A 19,686-nucleotide genomic window follows, 5' to 3' on the forward strand; every position below is an offset into this window, starting at 1 on the left:
GACTGTCGAACCCGCTTACAGTCCCCTCCGGAAGACCTTGATATGGTGTTTGTGAGACCCTCGTTTTCAGGAGATGCTCATGTCAAAGAAGATTCCCGGACTCCTCGCCGTTCTGGCCGGCAGCTTTATCCTGGCCGCCTGTTCAACCCCATCCACCGTGACGACAAACGATGGACGGACCGACTACACGGCCGACGCGCCGAAGACGGATACGGACGATGGTTTCGTCCACTATGAAAAAGACGGGCACGAGGTCAAGGTCAACAAGTCCGACGTCGAGCGGATCGAGGAAGTGAACTAAGGCAGCCGCTCCCCGCCCGACGGCGGCACGCCGCGGCGGAACAGCCTGATGCGGCCCTGCGGGAACGAGTCCTCGATGGCCGCATCAACCATAAGTGCGCAGGAAAAACACCACGGTGATGAAGAGCGTCAGCGCCAGGGTGCCGAAGCGGATGACCGGGGCCGGTATGCGCTTGCCCCACACCGCGCCCAGGTAGCCCCCGAGACTGGCCGTCACCAGCATCACCCCGGTTTCCCGCCACTGGACGGCGCCCGCGCTGATGAAGATGATCACGGCCATGGTGTTGGCCACCGTGACCATCAGCACACGCGGCCCGCTCATGCGTTTAATGTCGTGCGAACCCAATAGCCCCCAGACCGCCACCATCATGATGCCTACCGCGCCGCCGAAATAGCCGCCGTAGATTCCCAGGAAAAACTGCAGAATCATCACGACGGCCGGATGCACCCGGCAATGCGCCCGCACCCACTCGCCGATCCGGCGGCCGAAGCCCAGCGCGATGGTCGCCACCAGCAACAGCCAGGGCAGCACGAAATCGAACGCCCGCGAGGGCGTCAGCAACAAGAGCAAGGCGCCCGCGCTGCCTCCCAGCAGGGTGACGAAAAACAATTTGCGCAAAGGCACGTCGCCCACGCCGCCCAGGCCGTCGCGGTACGCCCAGGCGCTGGCCGCGCTGCCGGGATAGAGCGCCACGGTGCTGGATGTGTTGGCCAGCACCGGCGGCACGCCCGCCGCGATCAGGGCGGGCAGGCTGACGAAGGAGCCGCCGCCCGCCAGGGCATTCATGGCGCCGGCCGCCACACCGGCGCCGGCCACCAATAACAGGGATTCCATCGACAAGGCTCCTTGGTCCGTGGCGCCATCATAGCCGGGAGGTATGCATCCCGATACCCAGCGGCCCCGCGTTCAGGCCGGCGCCGGCGTCATTTTGTCCGCAGCACGATCTGCGTGATTTCCGAAGGCCGTCCCAGGCGGATCGCCAGGCCGTTCCACAAGCCGGTGCCATTGCTGACGTACAGCGTCATGGGACCGACCCGGTACAGGCCGGAGACGAAACCGTTATTGGCCCACTGAGTGATGAAGTGCAGCCCCAGGATCTGCCCGCCATGGGTATGCCCCGACAACTGCAGCGCCACGCCCGCGTCGGCGTTGGCGGGCGCGTCGCCCGGCCGGTGCTCCAGCAGGATCACCGGCGTTCCCGCCGGAATCCCCTGCAAGGCGGCCTTCAGGTCGGGGCGCGGCAGGCCGAAGGCGCCCGCCTGCCGGTCCGTCACCCCCGCCACCGCCAACGATGCCCCGTCCCGGTGGATCAGGACGTGGCTGTTTTCCATCATGGTCAGGCCCAGGGCGCGGTAGGCCTGCATCCAGCGGATGTAGTCGCTGTAGTATTCGTGGTTGCCCGGGATCGCCAGCACGCCATCCTTCGCCCTCAGGTCCCGCAGGGGCCGGACATCGGCTGCCCGGAGTTCGGGCGTGCCATCGGCCAGATCCCCCGTGATGACGATCAGGTCCGGATCCAGCCGGTCGGCCCGGGCCACCACGGCTGCCTGCCAGGATTGCGGCAGCAGGCGGCTGGCATGCAGATCCGTCAACTGCACGATGCGATAGCCGTCGAACGCCGCAGGCAGACCCGGAATCGTCACCGCTACGGTACGGATGCCGGGGACCTTGACCGCCTGCCAGACCCCGATGGCCGACAGGACCAGCGCCAGCCCCCCGAGGGACAGCCCTACCGCCCGACCTTGCAGGATCGCGCGCCCCGCCCCGTGCGCCGGCAGCCACACCAGCACACCGACGACATCCCTGACCAGCAACAGCAGCGCCAGCAGCAGCACCACGCCAAAGGCCCAGGCCAGGCCGATCAGGATCCACTGGGGCAACTCCGGAGATCCCAGGGTGCCGAAAAACCGCCCCGTGATCTGGTGATATTGGGCAGCCAGCAGCAGCTCCGCCGCCAACGCCACCCGGCCGGCAAGGCCGAAAGGCAAGGGCCAGACGAAACGCCACACGATGTACAGCCAGATGGCGCCAGTGACGAAGGGCAGGAGGGTTCCCATGAAATAGTCCTGTTGCAATCAAGAAGGCGGAATATCGCCATCGAACAAAGCATCTTACCAAGAGCCGCACTGAGCAAGCATGCGGAATCCCCGCCCGCCGCCGGCGCCCCGACCCTCCCGGCAGGTGCGTCCCGGCCGACATGAACTTCGCCTGAACAGCCGCTTCACACGCGATTCAGACGCCGGATTCCATACTGCCCGCATTGCCGATACCAATCGGCTCGCACTCGGAAATCCGCATGAAGACACGCACCGTTCTGTTCTCCTTTCTGGGGATTCTTGCCCTGGCCTGGGCCTGGGACGCATTCGTCCTGAACCCCATGGCCGGCGACGCCATCTGGGTCGCCCGCAAGCAGGGCATCTACTTGACCGGCATCTGGGCCATGGGGCTGATGTCCCTGACCATGATCCTGGCTACCCGCCCCGCGTGGCTGGAGCCCGCCCTGGGCGGCATGGACCGCATTTATCGGCTGCACAAATGGGCCGGCATCCTGGCGATCAGCCTGGGCATCACCCACTGGCTGATGGAGATCGGCGGAGGCGCCCTGCGCGCGCTGGTCGGCGCCGCCGTGAACAAACCGCCCCGCGTGGCCGTGGCCGAGTTCCTGCAATCCAGCCATGGCCTGGCCAAGGACGTGGGAGAGTGGGTGATCTACGCCTTGATCGCCTCTCTGCTGATCACCCTGTGGAAGGCGTTCCCTTACAAATCCTGGCGCGTCCTGCACCGGATCATGCCGCTGCTGTACCTGGCCCTGGTCTTTCACTCCGTCGCCCTGACCCCGGCCGCCTGGTGGCTGCAGCCGCTGGGCCTGATGATGGGCGCCCTGATGCTGGGCGGCAGCCTGTCGACCGTTCCCGCCTTGCGCCAGTCCATCGGCCACAGCCGCCGGCACGCCGGGCGCATCGAATCCGTGCGCCAGCTGGAAGGCGGCATCACAGAGGTGAACTGCGCCATGGAGCGGAGCTGGCCGGGCCACCGGGCGGGGCAATTCGCCTTTGTGACTTTCGACGCCCGCGAAGGCGCCCACCCCTATACGATCGCCAGCGCCGACCGGACCGGCCGCCTGACGTTCCAGATCAAGGCCCTGGGAGACTACACCCGCACACTGGCGCAGCGCCTGCAAGCCGGCCAGGCGATCCGGATCGAAGGCCCCTACGGCCGCTTCGATCACCGCCGGGGCGAAGACCGGCAGGCCTGGGTGGCTGGCGGCATCGGCATCACGCCGTTCCTGGCCTGGCTGGAAGCGTTGCAGGACCAGCCGAACGCCGCCCCGCAAGCGCGGCTGCACTACTGCGTGCGCGACGCGGCCCGGGACCCTTTCATCCGCCGACTGCGCGAACTATGCGCCAACCTGCCCCGCATCACCCTGCACATCCACGACGCCAGCGCCGGGCAACGGCTGGACGCGCGGACCTTGCGGGACGCCAGCGGAACGCAGTCCGGCGAAATGCCGGAGGTCTGGTTCTGCGGCCCGGCCGGTCTGGCCCGCCAACTGGAAACCGGCCTGCGATCCCTGGGCCTGAAGGACGTGCCGGTGCATCGGGAGGCCTTCGAGATGCGCTGAAAAATTTATCGTATAATGCTGGACTTGGCTGGATCACCCCAGCCCATCACCGGCGCAATGGCAGAGTGGTGATGCAGCGGACTGCAAATCCGTATACGTCGGTTCGATTCCGGCTTGCGCCTCCAGCATTCAAGCGGCTTTTCAGACGTCCGAAGCCCAGCGGGATTTCCGCGATTATGGAAATTTTCCGCAAAACACGCTATTCAGCCCGCCTCAGCGCGGGCTTTTTTGCGTCTGCGTGCCCCGCCCCCGGGCATCGCAGCGAGTCGTAATCTCGATGCCGTCCGTCGTCTTTTTTCATGCACCGGGCAGGCTTTCTATTGCCGGATAAAACTGCGTATTTTCTTTCACAATCCGCGAATGAACCATCTTTAATACGATATTCGCTTCATCACGGAATTTCTGGGGATCAGCGGCCAATGTGACTTGGTTCCAGTGTCGAGAAAATTTGATGTAAGCCGTCGCGATACCCTTCATCTCTTCCTGATACGCACTGCTCATCGCCGCTATTTTTGCGCTCTTGTCCTCACGCAGCACCGGATAAAGCACCAGATCCTCGGTAGCCAAGTGCGAACTGATTGTCCGGCTCATCGATGCCAATAACGCGGCAATTTCCGCAGAGTGGCTTTCGATTCCATGAAGCGATAACTCGCGCAATGACTTTATCTCGCTGAGTATTTCGACGTGCTGGGCTTTGAATTTATCAATATTCATCGGACTATCCTCCTTTTCTGAAGCATCTTTATTATTTATTTAAACTTCATACAAAATTGCTTCGTCAGTTTAGTCCCGCATCCGACCTTCGTTCAAGAGACTGCTGCAGGGGTGCGCAGCTGCTAACGTGCCTCCCACAGCGATCCACACAAGGACAACGCCGAGGGCTTCGATAGCCTCATGGGGTCATCTCCAATAGGCTCCGATTCCACCCACGAGCGCCGGAACGCACGACAGCAGACGAGGCAGCCGGCTACAAGCATTGCAAACGCAGGCACCGAAAGACTCGAAAGCGTGTCGGCGGCCAGCGCCTGCAACGGTCCGTCCGGACGACGGTGCAACGGCATGATGACTTCGAGGCTTTGCGCTCCAAAACAGTCAGTGCCAGATGCAAAACGGAAGAAGCGAGGCCCAGCTATCCCTGTAATGACCCAGCATAGCCACGTCCCCCGCCACTTTGCTGGCATGAGACCGCAGCCATCACCTGAACGTACTAATCACCTTGTAGGTGATGCCCGTATTATCCGCCTTGATCACTTCGAGCTCTGCTCCCTTATAGCCAATCCTGGAGGAGGTCGAAAGATCATATTCAACATCATTGTTGAATGCCGGCCGTGCGGTGTTACCGGAGAACTCACGGTATCCAATATTGATCTTGTCTCCAACCTTGCCACTGTATATTAAAGTCTGCTGAAAACTCGCCTCGCGAGCTGTTGTCCGCTTTTTGATCTCAAAATCCGCGTCATAGCAGGCCCTCGCACCATAAACCGTGACTACGCACACCTGTTTCGCACCGGGCTTCTTTACTGACAATAGCTGCACCGGATCTGCCAACGCTGCTCGAATGATGCCTGATGGATCAAAGAACTGTTCCTCACCTTTATCGCCAAGCTTCGGGTACACGCCTGAACGGATGTCATAAAACACCCCATCGACAGACTTCTTCAGATCGACAACATCCTCACTGACCAGTACGCCCTTTGTCAGCATTTCATCCCCAATCCTGGCAGTGACGATTTCACCAACAGTCGGATGGTCCACCATCTGCGTTTCAGGTAACGATGGGGTATAGCTCACCGCACAGCCAGTCAAGCCGAGCGCTGCTGCCACGCACAGCATCTTTCTAAACATAGGCCCTCCTTATTTGTAAGAGAATCATACGCCAGAAGTTATGCTAGGGCCCCCAGCGCCAGCCCTTCTCCAGAAGGCTTGCCGTATCATCCCCTACCCCATTGCTTTAGTTCCATAATGCGAACTCGCGCTTTCACCAACGGCGAACGAAGCGGATTTTGTGCTTAGCGACCAGGCTCGGATAACGCCGAATGTCCGTGACTCTGGGCACTAGGCCATCGTCACACGGTTGCTATCTGCACGTGCGTCAGGGCGAGTCCGGAGCCAAACTGCGAGTTGTCGCAGATGGAGAACTATCCGTCGTATTGGAGCGGACCCGCGAACGCCGTGCCACCTCCGAAATCATTACCACGCATCTAGCGGTCAGGCTGACTAGAATGCTGGTTCAATTTTTGGACATGCAATCGTCCCGAAACTCGCACCAACATTGGCACTTGTATGCAAGCTGCAAATCCGTATACGTCGGTTCATTCCGGCTTGCGCCTCCAAAACATAAAAAGGCCTGTGCTTCCAGCACAAGCCCTTTCTCAGCACCGCCCCATCAACCGCGCGGCAGCAGCGCCACCGGGCGGTAACGCGGCTCGGACGCCGCGCCATGGCCCGCGTCGACAGCCCGATCATCCACGCGGAACGTGCCCACCAGTCCGGCCAGGGTATTGGCCTGATCCTGCAGGCTGGCCGCGGCCGCGGCGGATTCCTCGACCAGGCTGGCGTTCTGGTGCGTGACGTCGTCCATCTGCGTCACTGCTGTATTGATCTGTTCGATGCCCGTGGTCTGTTCATGATTGGCGGCGCTGATTTCGCCCATGATGTCGGTCACGCGGCGGATGCCGTCCAGGATTTCCTGGGTAGCCTTGCTGGCGCTGGCGGCCTGCTGGTTGCCTTTGGTCGTGGCCTGCACAGAGACTTCGATCAGGTTGCGGATTTCCTTGGCCGACGCGGCGCTGCGCTGGGCCAGTGCTCGGACCTCGGCGGCCACCACGGCAAAGCCCCGCCCCTGTTCGCCGGCGCGGGCGGCTTCCACGGCTGCGTTCAGGGCCAGGATATTGGTCTGGAAGGCAATCGAGTCGATCACGCCGATGATCTCGGCCACCTGCTGGGACTTGGCGTTGATTTCGCTCATGGTCGTGACCAGTTCCTCCACGGTGGCGTTCCCGGCGGTGGTGGTCTTGGCGGCGGCCGCCGCCAGCGTATTGGCCTGCTGGACGTGGTCGGAATTCTGCCGCACCGTGGCGGTGATTTCCTCCATGGTCGCAGCGGTTTCCGCCAGCGAACTGGCCTGCTCCTCGGTGCGCGAGGACAGATCCTGGCTACCGCTGGCGATTTCCGTGGCGGCCGTCTGCACGGAATCGGAGGCGGCGCGGATGCGCACGAACACAGTGGAAATCTTATTGGCGAACAGGTTGAAGGCGCTGGCGATCTGCGTCAATTCATCCTTGCCGGATTCGCTGAGACGGCGGGTCAAGTCACCGTCGCCGGAAGCGATGTCCTGCAGGGCATCGCGCACCTGGACCAGCCTGCCCAACTGCTGACGCACGAAGCCGGCCATCAACAGGCCCGCCACCAGCACGCAGATCACGGCAATGACGACCGCCAGCCACAGAAGACGGTTCAAGGCCGCCGTGGCCTCGGCCTGATCGATGCTGATGCCCAGCACCCAATGCGTGCCGGCCACGTTCGCCGCATACAACATCTGCGGCGCTCCGCCGATCGAAACCACCTGGTGCCCGCCTTGCTTCGCCAGGCCGGACACCAGATCGGTGCTAAGTTCCGGAGACAGGTCCGTGATCGGCTTGAGAGTGAGACCGGAGTCCGGATGCGCCAGGATCTTGCCGGTGCTGGCATCCATCAGGAAGGCGAAGCTTTTTTCATAGGGGCGGATGTCGGCGACTTTCTTGATGACCGACTGCATGGTCATGTCCGAGGCCACCACGGCGACGGTCTTGCCGTTTTCCACGACCGGTTCGGCAAAGCTGAGGGTCAAATCGCCCGTCGCCGCATCAGCATAGATCGGCGTGACCACAGGCCCGCCCGCGGCGGCGGCCTGCTTATACCAGTCGCGCTGTGTCCCGTCGTAGCCATCAGGCTGCTTGCGGGTAAAGGCGTACGATTTATCGGCCCGCACGAAATAGGCCAGATCCAGACCGGCATTCTCAGCGGCCTTGAGAAAGGGAACGGGATCCTTTTGCGGCAACGCCAGCTTGATCGAGCTGGTGATCTGCTGCTTGTCCTGAACCCATTGAGTCAGTTCGCCCGCATAGATCTTGGCCAGCCGGTCCGTGCTGGCATCCAGGGAATCCAGCACGATGGACCGCACCACCAGAAAAACGGCGGCCGTCAGAATGATCAGGGACAGTGAAACAATCAGGACACTGACGCCGGTCAGACGGGCGCGCAAACTGTTGAACATGAGGAGACTGCCTTTGAAAGGTTTCGGTAAGTTTCAAAACCATTCTACAGAGCAGTCCGGGGGCGAAATCAGGGAAACTGGTGCCTGATCCGCCAGTAATACGCGGCTTTTGCCGCCATCAGAGCGGCAACGCGGCCATGGCCTGGGCGATGGCCGCCGTCAGCCGCTTGGCATAGGGCACGTGCAGGAATTCGTTGGGGCCATGGGCATTGGATTTCGGCCCCAGCACTCCGCACACCATGAACTGCGACGTCGGGAAACCCTGCAGCAGCAGATTCATCAGCGGAATCGTGCCGCCCTGCCCGATGTAGCCGCATGGCGCCCCGAAATACTGCTGCGACGCCGCATCCAGCGCATCCAGCAGCCAGGGGGCGGATGCGGGCGCATTCCAGCCGCTGGCCGCCCCGGGGTCGGGATGGAAGAGCACCCGCGCCTGATAGGGGGCATCCTGTTCCAGCAAGGCCTTCAATGTCCGCGCCGCAGCCACGGCATCCACCAGAGGCGGCAGCCGCAGAGACAGTTTGAAGGCGGTCCGCGGTCGCAGGACATTGCCGGCGCTGGCCAACGGCGGCAGGCCCTCGGCCCCCGTCACCGACAAGGCAGGGCGCCAGGTGCGGTTCAACATCGCCTGCTGAGGGTCCCGGGTCATGGGCAGGACAAAGCCCTGATCGGCGCCGCAGGCCCAGGGAAAACGTCGCCAGACCTCGTCCCCGAGGATGCGGGCCGCCTCTCGTGCCTGATCCCGGCGTTCGGCCGGGATATCGCAATGGAAACTGCCTGGCAGCACCCGGCCGGTGCCGCTGTCTTCCAGACGGTCCAGCAGATGACGCAGCACCCGGAAGCTGGACGGCACCACGCCGCTGGCATCCCCCGAATGCACGCCCTCGTCCAGCACCTGGACTTCCAGCACCCCGGAGACCAGCCCGCGCAGGGATGTCGTCATCCAGAGCTGGTCATAATTGCCGGCCCCGGAATCCAGGCAGACCACCAGCGCCACGCGCCCCAGGCGGTCCCGCACCGCATCGACATAAGGCAGCAGATCGTAGCTGCCGGATTCCTCGCAGGTTTCGATCAGCCCCACGCAACGCGGGCGCGGCACGCCCTGGCGGTCCAGGGCCTCGATGGCTGTCAGCGAGGCATAGACGGCATAACCGTCGTCGGCGCCGCCGCGCCCATAAAGCCTGCCGTCCTGCATGACCGGCTGCCAGGGGCCCAGGCCCGCGCGCCAGCCGGAAAATTCGGGCTGCTTGTCCAGGTGGCCATACATCAGCACGGCATCGCCCTGGTCCCGGCGCGTAGCGGGCGCCTCGAAGAACAGGACCGGCGTGCGGCCCGGCAAGCGCAGGATCTCGACCTTCAGGCCCGTGACCGGCCGGGATTCCAGCCATTGGGCCGCATCGCGCACAACCTGATCGATATAGCCACGCGTGGCCCAATCGGGGTCGAAGGCCGGGCTTTTGGCGGGGATGGCAATGTAGTGTTTCAGGGCGGGGACGATTTCCCGGTCCCACTGAGTATCGACGAAATCCTGCAACCCGGCAGGATTCAGACCCGCGCTGATGGGGGTATCCATGACGGTTTCCCGATGATCTTGGCAAACTCCCATTCTACGCCGGTCCCCGGGGGGGAATACCCCGCGCCATACCGCCGGAATGCTGCAGGCCGGCGATTTTCATGCCATCCTTGGCAGACACATCGATCACCGCAGGACGACGACATCATGGACGAACAGGTACTGGCTGCCATGGCCCGCTGGCCCGACGTGCCGGCGGCCTATGGCTGGCTGTCCCTGTCCCGGCGAGGACAGTGGTTGCTGCACCCGCACGGCCAAGGCTGGGGCGCGCCGGACGAAGAACCGGGGGAAACCATCACCAACCCGCAGATCGCGGCCTTCATGAACCGCAACTACCAGTCCGACGGCCAGGGCCGCTGGTTCTTCCAGAACGGCCCGCAACGCGTCTACGTGCGCCTGGACGGCGCCCCCTGGATTCTGCATACGCCGCCGGATACCCGGGGGCCGCTGCAGTTGCGGACCCATGCGGGCCAGCCCTACGGCCCCATCACCCACTGGTGGCTGGACGACGAAGGCTGCCTGTACGCCCAGTCGGACCAGGGCGCGGGGCTGGTCGCGGACCGGGATCTTGCCCAGGTGATCGAGGCATTGCGCACAGAGGACGGGCAGCCGGTCGGCGCCTGGCTGGAAGCCGGACCGGGCGCGCCGGGCGCGGACGCCATCATAAAGGTCCACGCGATCGACCCTGGCGCGGAGAACCCCGTCAGCGCGGGTCCGGGCGCCGGCGCTTCCCCGCAGGCGCCCGCGCCATTCGGGCGCCTGCGGGCGGCGGACGCGGGAGCCGCCCTGGGTTTCATCCGGCGGCCGGCCGCCGCGTCGACCGACACCACTGGCTGAAGCATCTCCGGCATCCCGCGCCCCGGCCGTCACGCTAAAATCAGCGCATGAACCCGTCCGACCCCGCCTTTTATCATCCCGCGCCCCGCACACAGCAATACTGCTCGCAATGCGGCCATGCGCTGACCCGCGACATCCCGCCGGACGACAATCGCATCCGGGACCTCTGCACCCACTGCGGGGCGGTGCACTACCAGAACCCGCGCAACGTGGTGGGTGTGGTGCCGATCCTGGGCGATCAGGTCCTGCTGTGCCGCCGCGCCATCGAACCGCGGCATGGCAAATGGACCTTGCCGGCCGGCTTCATGGAACTGGGCGAGACCACCGAGCAAGGCGCGGCCCGGGAGAACCAGGAAGAATCCGGCGCGCGCATTCAGATCCAGTCTTTGTATACGGTGATCGACGTGCCGTCGGTCAACCAGGTGCACCTGTTCTATCTGGCCCAAGCCATGGACACCCATCTGGCCCCCGGCCCTGAGACGCTGGAAGCCGCCTTCTTCGATCTGGACCGCATCCCCTGGCACGATCTGGCGTTCCGCACAGTCAGCACGACCCTGGAACACTACCTGAAGGATCGCGAACAGGGCCGGTTTCCCACCCGGCACTACGCCATCGATCTCCGGTTTCCAGACTGACCGGCCTACCCCGCCGCCGACTGCCATGCCGATCGCCTGGGTCGAATCCGACGCGCCCCTGCCCGATATCAGCCGGGCATCGCCCGAGGGCCTGGTAGCGGCCGGGCTGGATCTGTCGCCCGCGCGGCTGCAGGAGGCCTACCGCAAAGGTCTGTTTCCCTGGTACAGCCCCGGCGACCCCGTGCTCTGGTGGAGCCCGGACCCCCGCATGGTGCTGCATTGCCAGGATCTGCACATCAGCCATTCCCTGGCCAAGCGCATCCGCCAGTTCGGGCGCGCGCCCGCAACCGGCCCGCAGTCCCGCGAAGCGGGCGGCGCGCTGTCCGTCACGCTGAATCTGGCCTTCCCCGAAGTCATGGCCCGGTGCGCGGGGCGAGGCACGCCCCGGATCGGCCTGGGCCAGGCGCGGCTGGGCGGACAGTGGGCCGACCCCGGACACCCGGCGGGCCGGGATGCCACCTGGATCACGCCGGACATCATCCAGACCTACACAGCCTGGCATCGCATGGGGCGCGTCCACAGCGTCGAGACCTGGGTGGACGGCCGGCTGGCGGGCGGCCTGTACGGCGTCAGCCTGGGGCGATGTTTTTTCGGCGAATCGATGTTCAGCCTGGCCGCCGATGCCAGCAAAGTGGCCCTGGCCTATCTGGTGCGCTACCTGCAGGCCCAAGAGGTCCCCTGGATCGACTGCCAGCAGGCCACCCCGCACCTGGCCAGCCTGGGCGCCCGCCCGATTCCCCGAGCCCGGTTCCTGGGCCTGCTGGCCGCCGGGCGCGACGCCCCGCCCCCCGCCTGGGGACGGGGGCGCCTGCTGGCCGACGGCCGCCTGGTCGCCGAGGCCGCGCCGTCGGCGTAAGGCCCCGCGCTGCGCGGAGCCGATCCACGCACTTGAATTCTGAATCCGGCGGGACGCCCCGGCGCCTCGCAGGCCTCAGGCCACCGGCGTCAACAAACGCTGGTGGTCCTGCCAGGCGTTCAGATTATCGACCACCAGCTGCGACATCTTGCCGGCGGTTTCCCGGGTGCTGCTGGCGGCATGCGGCATCAGCACCACGTGATCGATCGCGGCCAGGTCGGCGGGAACGCCGGGCTCATGTTCAAACACATCCAGACCCGCCCCGCCCACGGCCCCCGACTGCAGCAGGGGAATCAGCGCCGATTCGTCCACCACGGAACCCCGCGCGATGTTGACCAGCAGGCCTTGCGGCCCCAAGGCCCGCAGGACCGGCTCATCCACCAGATGCCGGGTGGCCGCGCCGCCCGGGCAGGCCACCACCAGGAAATCGGCCCATCGAGCCAGTTCGACCAGCGAGGGCTCGTAGCCGTAGTCCGGCAGATCCGTGCGCGGCCGGCGATTGTGGTAGCGCGTCGTCATGCCGAATCCTTGGCCACGCCGAGCGATGGCCTCGCCGATCCGGCCCATCCCCAGAATGCCCAGCCGCTTGCCCCAGGCCTGGGTGCTGAGCGGGAATTTTCCCTGCGCCACCCAGCGGCCTGAGCGCGCGTACCGATCGCCCGCCGGAATCTGGCGGGCGCCGGATAGCAACAGCCCCCAGGCCATGTCCGCCACGCACTCGCTCAGCACGTCGGGCGTGTTGCTCACGACGACCCGCCGCGCCCGGGCGGCCTCCAGCGGCAAGGCGTCGCAGCCCACGCCCCAGCTGCAAATGGCCTGCAAGCGCGGCAAGGCCTGCAACGTATCGGCCGTCAAACCCACCCGGGCGGACGTGACCAATAACCGGACGTCGGGCGCCAGGGATTTGAGCCGCGCCTCGGGCGCGTCCTCCTCGAACAGGGGCAACACCCGCCAGCGGGCCGCCAACTGCGCGTTGTAATCCGCCCCGAGAGATACCAATTGCGCAAGCTCCGCGCCCACCTGTGCCATGCCGTCCTCCAAAACCAAATTTTTCCAGACCTATGTTGTACGACAACAAGCCCGGGCAATTCAAGCGGCGCGCAGGCGGCTGGCCTTCGCCCGTGGCAGGTGTCACAATGAACCGACAGGAATTCCGGTCTTCGCCATGAGCAAACCCAGTGAATCGATTTTCCGCCGACTGCAGTTCTACACCACGGCCGCCTATCCCTGCAGCTATCTGCCGGGGCGCATGGCCCGGTCCGAAGTCGCCGCCCCTGCCCACCTGGTGGACGATGCCGCCTATTCACGCCTGATCGAACAGGGTTTCCGCCGCAGCGGCCTGTTCACCTACCGACCCGCCTGCGATGGCTGCCAGGCCTGCATCCCGCTGCGCGTCGACGCGCAGCGCTTTCAGCTCGACCGCACCCAGCGCAAACTTTGGCGCCACATGCAGGCGGCGCTGACGGCGCAACTGGCGCCGCTGCACTGGGACGCCCGGCATTTCGACCTGTACCTGCGCTATCAGCAGCAGCGTCATCCGGGCGCCGGCATGGATCAGGACGACCAGGCGCAGTACACGCAGTTCCTGCTGACCAGCCGCGTGCGCACCGAAATGGCGGAATTCCGCGACGCGCAAGGCGCCCTGCGCATGGTCTCCATCATGGACCGCATCGATCACGGGATCTCGGCGGTCTACACCTTCTACGACCCGGACTGGCCCGGCAGCCTGGGCACCTACGGAATCCTGTGGCAACTGGATTATTGCCGGCGCCTGGGCGTGCCCTGGCTGTACCTGGGCTACTGGATCGCCGAAAGCCGTAAAATGGCCTACAAATCGCGGTTTCAGCCGCATCAGATCCTGCAGAACGGCGTCTGGAGCGAACCGGCGCCGCACGCAGCCGATTGACCCGCTGGTGTCCTGACTACCCGAACAGGACACTAACGACCAGCGCCGCCACGATCCTCACGGAATTCCGACCCACGCCATGTCCCTGTTCTTCAACGCCTACCCACTGGCTCGCGCCGCCCTGTTCTCCATGGACGCCGAACAGGCGCACGAATGGACCTTGAAGACGCTGCAGCGCAGCCATGACTGCACCCTCACGCGGCTGGCCACGGCGACACGCCAGCCTACGCTGCCGCGCACGATCATGGGGCTGCCCCTGCGCAATCCGGTCGGCCTGGCCGCCGGGCTGGACAAAAACGGCGCGCACATCGACGCGCTGGCGGCCCTGGGCTTCGGCTTCATCGAAGTCGGCACCGTCACACCCCGCGCCCAGCCCGGGAATCCGAAACCGCGCATGTTCCGCCTGCCCCGCGCCCGCTGCCTGATCAATCGCATGGGGTTCAACAACGACGGCCTGGACACCTTCATCGCCAACGTGCAACGCAGCCAGTGGCGCCGCCAGGGCGGCATCCTGGGACTGAACATCGGCAAGAATGCCGCCACCCCCATCGAACATGCCGTGGACGACTACCTGCGCTGCCTGGACGGCGTCTACCCGCATGCCGATTACGTCACGGTGAATATTTCCTCGCCCAACACGAAAAACCTGCGCAGCCTGCAAAGCCACGACGCGCTGGACGCCCTGCTGGCCGCCCTGCAGGCCCGCCGCCAGGCCCTGGCCGACCAGTACGGGCGCCGCACCCCGCTGGTGGTGAAAATCGCGCCCGACCTGCAACCCGGGGAAATCGACGCCATCGCCGACCTGGTCCCGCGCCACGGCATCGACGGCATCATCGCCACCAACACCACCCTGTCGCGGGATGCCGTGCGCGGCCTGCCCCACGAAGACGAGGCCGGCGGCCTGTCAGGCCCTCCGGTGCACGAACTGTCGCTGGCCGTGATCCGCCGCCTGCGCGAGCATCTGGGCGCGGACACGGCCATCGTCGGCGTGGGCGGCATCGAATCGGGCCGGCAGGCCCGGGAGAAAATCCAGGCCGGCGCCGACGCCGTCCAGCTCTACACGGGCCTGATCTACCGGGGGCCCGCGCTGGTCCGGGAATGCGTCCAGGCGCTGGAATGAAGCGCGCGGATCCCGGGATTTACCAGGGTTTACCCGCGTTTACCCCGTCCTGCCCCGTAAAACCGCGTTACACTGGGCTACGATTTCATCGTGCGTGACGCGCCAGGTAGCCCGCGACCGCTACGCAGCTGCATATCCATCTGTTCAGGGTAGCGCCGCCAGTGAATCCGGTCTGACGACCTGCCCTTTCATAGGAGGCAGGTCATGTCGTTCACACGCTCTACGCTTTCCCCGGAACATCCCTCCCTATCCCGGTCCGATTCCCCCCCGTCCCCTTCCCGACGCCATATCCTGCAGGCAGGCAGCCTCGCCGGGCTGGCGGTCCTGGGCGTGCCGTTCCTGCCGGCCCGCGCCTTCGCCGCCGGCAAGACCCTGAAGATCCTCCAATGGAGCCACTTCGTTCCCAGCTACGACAAATGGTTCGACACCTTTGCCAAAGCCTGGGGCGAAGCCAACGGCGTGCAGATCACGGTCGATCACATCAACATCGGCGATCTGGTCACGGCCACGACGTCCGAACTCTCGGCCAATTCCGGCCACGACATCATTGAACTCGGGCCGGAAGCCGCTCAGTTCACCCCCAACGTGCTGGACATGGCCGACGTCAACCAGCAGGCCGCCAAACAGTTCGGCGACATCTTCCCCATCATCCAGCGCGTGTCCTACAACCCGGTCGTCAAGACCTGGTATGCCTTCTGTCACGGCTGGACCATCGACTGCGGCGACTACCGCAAGTCCCTGTGGGACAAGGCCGGCATGGCCAACGGCCCGGACACCTGGCAGCAATTGCTGGACGTGGGCGAGAAAATCCGCAAGGAACAAGGCGTCCAGGTCGGCATCGGCATGTCCCAGGAACTGGACTCGAACATGGTGGCGCGATCCGTGCTGTGGTCCTGGGGAGCCTCGGTCCAGGACGCCGAGGACAACGTGATCCTGGGGCAGGGCAACAACCGCGCCCTGGCCATCGAGGCCGTCAAATACATGGCGGACCTCTACCACCGCACCATGACGCCCGCCGTGTTTTCCTGGAACGCCGCATCCAATAACCAGGACCTGATCGCAGGCAAGGCATCCTACATCGTCAATTCGATCTCGGCCTACCGCTCGGCGCAGGCGGCCAAGCCCGACATCGCCAAGGACGTGTTCTTCACCGGCCCGCTGGCCGGCCCGAAAGGAGACCGCTGGGCCAATGTGCACGTGCTGTACAACTACATCATCCCGAAATTCGCAAAGGCCCGCGAAGACCTGGCCAAACAGTTCATTCTGCATCTGGCGGCGAATTACGACCAGGCGATGTACCAGAGCAAGCTCTACAACTCCCCCAGCTTCTTCGGCACACCCGTGCCCGGCGGCGACCGGGGCTATGCGGCGGTCCAGGGCGCCAAGACGCTGAAAAACCTGAACGACGCCTGGTTCGCCCATGATCCATTCAAGCTGGATGGCGAGGCCGACGGCAAACTGGCCCCCCTGGTGCCGGCTCCCGACTGGACCACCAACCTGGGCCACCCCGGCTATTCCAACCCGGCCGTGGGCGAAGTCTTCAACACCTTCATCCTGCCCAACATGATGGCCAAGGCCGCGCGAGGCGATCTGACGCCGGAACAGGCGGTGGACGAAGCCGCCAAGCAATGCGAAAGCATTTACGCCCAGTGGCGCGGCCGCGGCCTGATCGGCGGCAAGAAGGCCTGAACCCCCAAAAAGGAATCCCCTTATGGCCAGCCTGAGCATCGAGCACCTGAGCACCACCTACGACCACGGCCGCGTCAAGGCAGTCGATGACGTCAGCCTGGATGTCCCCGACGGGGAATTCCTGGTGCTGCTGGGCGCCTCGGGCTCGGGAAAATCCACCCTGATGCGCACCATCGCCGGGCTGGAGCACCCCGGCAGCGGCACCATCCGCATCGATGGACGCGTGGCCAACGAGGAACCCCCGCGCCTGCGCAACATCGCCATGGTTTTTCAAAGCTATGCGCTCTACCCGCACAAGACGGTCGCCCGCAACATCGCCTTTCCGCTGGAGGCCATCAAGATGCCGGCCGCCCAGATCCAGGACAAGGTCCGGTGGGCGGCCGATCTGTTCGGCATCGGCCAATTGCTGGGCCGCAAGCCCCGCGAACTGTCCGGAGGCGAACGCCAGCGGGTTGCGCTGGCCCGCGCCCTGGTCCGGACGCCCAGCCTGTTCCTGATGGACGAACCCTTGTCCAACCTGGATGCGAAGCTGCGTCACTCCGCCCGCCGGGAATTCAAGCGCCTGCACCAGCAGACCGGCATCACCACCTTGTACGTGACCCACGACCAGGTCGAAGCCATGGGACTGGGGCAACGCATCGCGGTCATGAACCACGGCAAGATCCAGCAGATCGGCACGCCCTACGAGATCTATCACGAGCCCGCCAACACCTTCGTGGCGCAGTTCATGGGTTCGCCTCCCATGAACCTGATCCCGTCGGGCGACTGGCTGCTGGGCTTCCATCCGGAAGACGCCCGCCTGACCGAACACGCCGAACTGCCGCAGCACCACATGCTGCCCATCGAAATCCAGCAGGTGGAAAACCTGGGGGCCGACGCCCTGGTCTACGGCACGTTCACGCCCAATCGCAGCGACGTCATCCTGAAGCTGCCGGAACGCCTGGCCGAAGGCCTGGCCGCCGGGCAAGCGTGCACATTCTGCGTGCCCGACGCGCTAATGCGCCGCTTCGATCCCCGCAGCGGCCTGCGGATCCAGGACTGAGCCCATGCCGCGCCGCCATACCTCGACCCTGACCCTGAACCAGCGCGACACGCTGCTGGCCATGGGCATGGTGCTGCCCGCCGTCCTGTACATCACCCTGCTGCTGGGCATTCCCATCGTGCTGGCCGTGATCTACAGCCTGAATGACGTCACCACCGGCAGCCCGGTGATGCGCTTCATCGGTCTGGAAAACTTCCGGGCCTTGCTGGACACACCCGACTTTCTGCGGGCCATCGGCAACACCTTCGTCATCACGATCAGCACTCTGATCGGCGTGCTGGTGCTGGGCACCATCCAGGCCGAACTGCTGCTGCGCCCCATCCGGGGAAAATGGCTGATCCGCTTCCTGATCCTGCTGCCCTGGACAGCGCCGGCATCCCTGAGCGCGATCGCCTGGCTGTGGATGCTGGATTCGACGTTCAGTCCGCTGGACTGGATCCTGCGAGGGCTGGGCCTGCTGGGCCACCCCGGCGCCCTGTTCGGGGATTTCGACAATACCTTCTGGCTGGGACGCAGCGGCCTGGCGCTGTTTTCCATCATCCTGGTCAACGTCTGGCGCCTGTTGCCGCTGGCCACCGTCATCATCCTGGCAGGCCTGAACGGTGTGCCGCGCGACATCCTGGAACAATCCGAAATCGACGGCGCAGGCTACTTCCGGCGCCTGTTCCACATCATCCTGCCCATGCTGATTCCGGTGTTCGGCGTCACGATCCTGTTCACCTTCGTCTTCGTCTTCACGGACATCGTCACCGTCTTCATCCTGACGCGCGGCGGCCCGGCCAACGCCACCCAGGTGCTGCCCACCCTGGCCTTCTTCACCGGGGTCCAGGGGGGATCGCTGGGGCGCGGCGCCGCCACGGCGCTGTTCCTGCTGCCGGTGCTGGCCGCCGTCTCGATCGTGATCCTGTCCATCATCCGCCGCCGGGAGATCTGAACCATGCGCATCGCGTCCCGATCCCCCGCCCGCACCAGCGGCCTCTACATCGCCACGCTGCTGTTCGTGGTGTTTTCCGCCTTGCCCTTCTACGTGATGCTGATCACCAGTTTCAAAACCCAGGGCGACATCTTTTCACCGGCGGTCAACCCCTTCTGGTTTTCCGCGCCGCCCACTCTGGCGAACATCAAGCTCCTGTTTTTCCAGACCCAGTTCGTCCAATGGTTGATCAACACGGTCTGGGTGGGGCTGGCGGTGGTCGTCATCACGCTGGCGCTGGCGGTGCCGGCGGCCTATGGGCTGGCCCGCATCGCAGGCGGCTGGGGCGAAACGCTGGGGATCGGCATTTTCCTCAGCTACCTGGTGCCCCCCACCCTGCTGTTCATCCCGTTTTCCAAGGTCATCGCCTTTCTGGGGCTGCAGAATTCGCTCTGGGCGCTGATCGTGGCCTACCCGACTTTCACCGTGCCGTTCTGCACCTGGCTGCTGATGGGGTTTTTCAAGGGAATCCCCCGCGATATCGAGGAACAGGCCATGATCGACGGCCACGATCGCTTCAGCGCCTTCATCCACGTAGTGCTGCCCCTGGCCCTGCCCGGACTGATGACGGTGGTGGTCTTCGCCTTCACCTTGTCGACCAGCGAATTCATCTACGCGCTGGCCTTCGTCACGCACACGGCCGACAAGACCATCAGCATCGCCGTGCCCACCGAACTGATCCGGGGCGACGTCTATCACTGGGGGCCGCTGCTGGCGGGCGCGCTGATCGCCAGCATCCCGATCGCCGTGCTGTACACGTTCTTCATCGACCAACTGGTGGCGGGGCTGACGTCGGTGGCGCGCAACTGAGGCCTGCGCCACATCACGGGGCCGGGAAGCCTTGGAGCCAGGAGGCCGGGCGCTGTCACTACCCGGC

General features: G+C 64.8%; 18 protein-coding genes and 1 tRNA gene. 12 read left to right on the forward strand and 7 right to left on the reverse strand.

Annotated features, from left to right (window positions below):
* Positions 1 to 79 precede the first annotated feature (79 nt).
* Complete coding sequence (locus tag WBG56_RS04925; protein WP_424265838.1) at positions 80 to 301, forward strand: YgdI/YgdR family lipoprotein; 222 nt, start codon at positions 80 to 82, stop codon at positions 299 to 301.
* Between the two features lie 84 nt (positions 302 to 385).
* On the opposite strand, the gene WBG56_RS04930 is transcribed toward WBG56_RS04925, so the two are convergent.
* Entirely contained in the window at positions 386 to 1,135 is a 750-nt protein-coding gene (locus WBG56_RS04930; RefSeq protein WP_424265840.1) for a sulfite exporter TauE/SafE family protein, read from the reverse strand.
* 89 nt (positions 1,136 to 1,224) lie between these two features.
* Complete coding sequence (locus WBG56_RS04935) at positions 1,225 to 2,358, reverse strand: metallophosphoesterase (protein ID WP_424265842.1); 1,134 nt, start codon at positions 2,356 to 2,358, stop codon at positions 1,225 to 1,227.
* 239 nt (positions 2,359 to 2,597) lie between these two features.
* Between WBG56_RS04935 and WBG56_RS04940 the strand changes: the two genes are divergently transcribed.
* Positions 2,598 to 3,923 (forward strand): ferredoxin reductase family protein, encoded by a 1,326-nt coding sequence (locus WBG56_RS04940; RefSeq protein ID WP_424265844.1) that lies wholly within the window; start codon positions 2,598 to 2,600, stop codon positions 3,921 to 3,923.
* Positions 3,924 to 3,974: 51 nt separating this feature from the next.
* A tRNA-Cys gene (locus WBG56_RS04945) sits at positions 3,975 to 4,048 on the forward strand.
* Between the two features lie 172 nt (positions 4,049 to 4,220).
* On the opposite strand, the gene WBG56_RS04950 is transcribed toward WBG56_RS04945, so the two are convergent.
* From WBG56_RS04950 to WBG56_RS04965, 4 genes are all read right to left on the reverse strand, one after another.
* Positions 4,221 to 4,637, reverse strand: coding sequence for a hemerythrin domain-containing protein (locus WBG56_RS04950; RefSeq protein ID WP_424265846.1), 417 nt, complete (start codon positions 4,635 to 4,637; stop codon positions 4,221 to 4,223).
* A 480-nt stretch (positions 4,638 to 5,117) separates the two neighbouring features.
* Positions 5,118 to 5,768: a hypothetical protein gene (locus tag WBG56_RS04955; protein ID WP_424265848.1), complete on the reverse strand. Its 651-nt coding sequence runs from the start codon at positions 5,766 to 5,768 to the stop codon at positions 5,118 to 5,120.
* 541 nt (positions 5,769 to 6,309) lie between these two features.
* Positions 6,310 to 8,178, reverse strand: a complete 1,869-nt coding sequence (locus tag WBG56_RS04960; RefSeq protein ID WP_424265850.1) for a methyl-accepting chemotaxis protein — start codon at positions 8,176 to 8,178, stop codon at positions 6,310 to 6,312.
* 118 nt (positions 8,179 to 8,296) lie between these two features.
* Complete coding sequence (locus WBG56_RS04965; RefSeq protein ID WP_424265852.1) at positions 8,297 to 9,751, reverse strand: M20 family metallopeptidase; 1,455 nt, start codon at positions 9,749 to 9,751, stop codon at positions 8,297 to 8,299.
* A 147-nt stretch (positions 9,752 to 9,898) separates the two neighbouring features.
* On the opposite strand from WBG56_RS04965, the gene WBG56_RS04970 reads away from it, so the two are divergent.
* The 3 genes from WBG56_RS04970 to aat are packed head-to-tail and all read left to right on the forward strand — an operon-like array spanning position 9,899 to position 12,079.
* Positions 9,899 to 10,588 (forward strand): DUF2946 family protein, encoded by a 690-nt coding sequence (locus tag WBG56_RS04970; protein WP_424265854.1) that lies wholly within the window; start codon positions 9,899 to 9,901, stop codon positions 10,586 to 10,588.
* Between the two features lie 47 nt (positions 10,589 to 10,635).
* Positions 10,636 to 11,223 (forward strand): NUDIX hydrolase, encoded by a 588-nt coding sequence (locus WBG56_RS04975; protein ID WP_424265856.1) that lies wholly within the window; start codon positions 10,636 to 10,638, stop codon positions 11,221 to 11,223.
* 25 nt (positions 11,224 to 11,248) lie between these two features.
* Positions 11,249 to 12,079, forward strand: coding sequence for a leucyl/phenylalanyl-tRNA--protein transferase (gene aat, locus WBG56_RS04980; protein WP_424265858.1), 831 nt, complete (start codon positions 11,249 to 11,251; stop codon positions 12,077 to 12,079).
* Between the two features lie 75 nt (positions 12,080 to 12,154).
* Here the strand turns inward: aat and WBG56_RS04985 are convergent, their stop codons facing one another.
* The gene (locus tag WBG56_RS04985; protein WP_424265860.1) at positions 12,155 to 13,108 is read right to left on the reverse strand and encodes a 2-hydroxyacid dehydrogenase; all 954 of its coding nucleotides are present in this window, start codon (positions 13,106 to 13,108) and stop codon (positions 12,155 to 12,157) included.
* Between the two features lie 136 nt (positions 13,109 to 13,244).
* Between WBG56_RS04985 and WBG56_RS04990 the strand changes: the two genes are divergently transcribed.
* The 6 genes from WBG56_RS04990 (at position 13,245) to WBG56_RS05015 (ending at position 19,619) form a co-directional block, all read left to right on the forward strand.
* On the forward strand, positions 13,245 to 13,985 hold the full coding sequence (locus WBG56_RS04990) for an arginyltransferase (protein WP_424265862.1): 741 nt from the start codon (positions 13,245 to 13,247) through the stop codon (positions 13,983 to 13,985).
* A 79-nt stretch (positions 13,986 to 14,064) separates the two neighbouring features.
* Complete coding sequence (locus tag WBG56_RS04995) at positions 14,065 to 15,105, forward strand: quinone-dependent dihydroorotate dehydrogenase (protein WP_424265864.1); 1,041 nt, start codon at positions 14,065 to 14,067, stop codon at positions 15,103 to 15,105.
* Between the two features lie 204 nt (positions 15,106 to 15,309).
* Positions 15,310 to 16,794 carry an ABC transporter substrate-binding protein gene (locus WBG56_RS05000; RefSeq protein WP_424265866.1) on the forward strand — a complete coding sequence of 495 codons (1,485 nt, stop codon included), beginning with the start codon at positions 15,310 to 15,312 and terminating at the stop codon, positions 16,792 to 16,794.
* Positions 16,795 to 16,816: 22 nt separating this feature from the next.
* Positions 16,817 to 17,836 carry an ABC transporter ATP-binding protein gene (locus WBG56_RS05005; RefSeq protein ID WP_424265868.1) on the forward strand — a complete coding sequence of 340 codons (1,020 nt, stop codon included), beginning with the start codon at positions 16,817 to 16,819 and terminating at the stop codon, positions 17,834 to 17,836.
* A gap of 4 nt (positions 17,837 to 17,840) precedes the next feature.
* The gene (locus tag WBG56_RS05010) at positions 17,841 to 18,770 is read left to right on the forward strand and encodes a carbohydrate ABC transporter permease (RefSeq protein ID WP_424265870.1); all 930 of its coding nucleotides are present in this window, start codon (positions 17,841 to 17,843) and stop codon (positions 18,768 to 18,770) included.
* 3 nt (positions 18,771 to 18,773) lie between these two features.
* A complete protein-coding gene (locus WBG56_RS05015) occupies positions 18,774 to 19,619 on the forward strand; it encodes a carbohydrate ABC transporter permease (protein WP_424265872.1) in 846 nt (281 codons plus the stop codon).
* The last annotated feature ends 67 nt before the right edge of the window (positions 19,620 to 19,686 follow it).

This window comes from Castellaniella sp. (genome assembly GCF_049671645.1).
Taxonomy (GTDB): Bacteria; Pseudomonadota; Gammaproteobacteria; order Burkholderiales; family Burkholderiaceae_B; genus Castellaniella.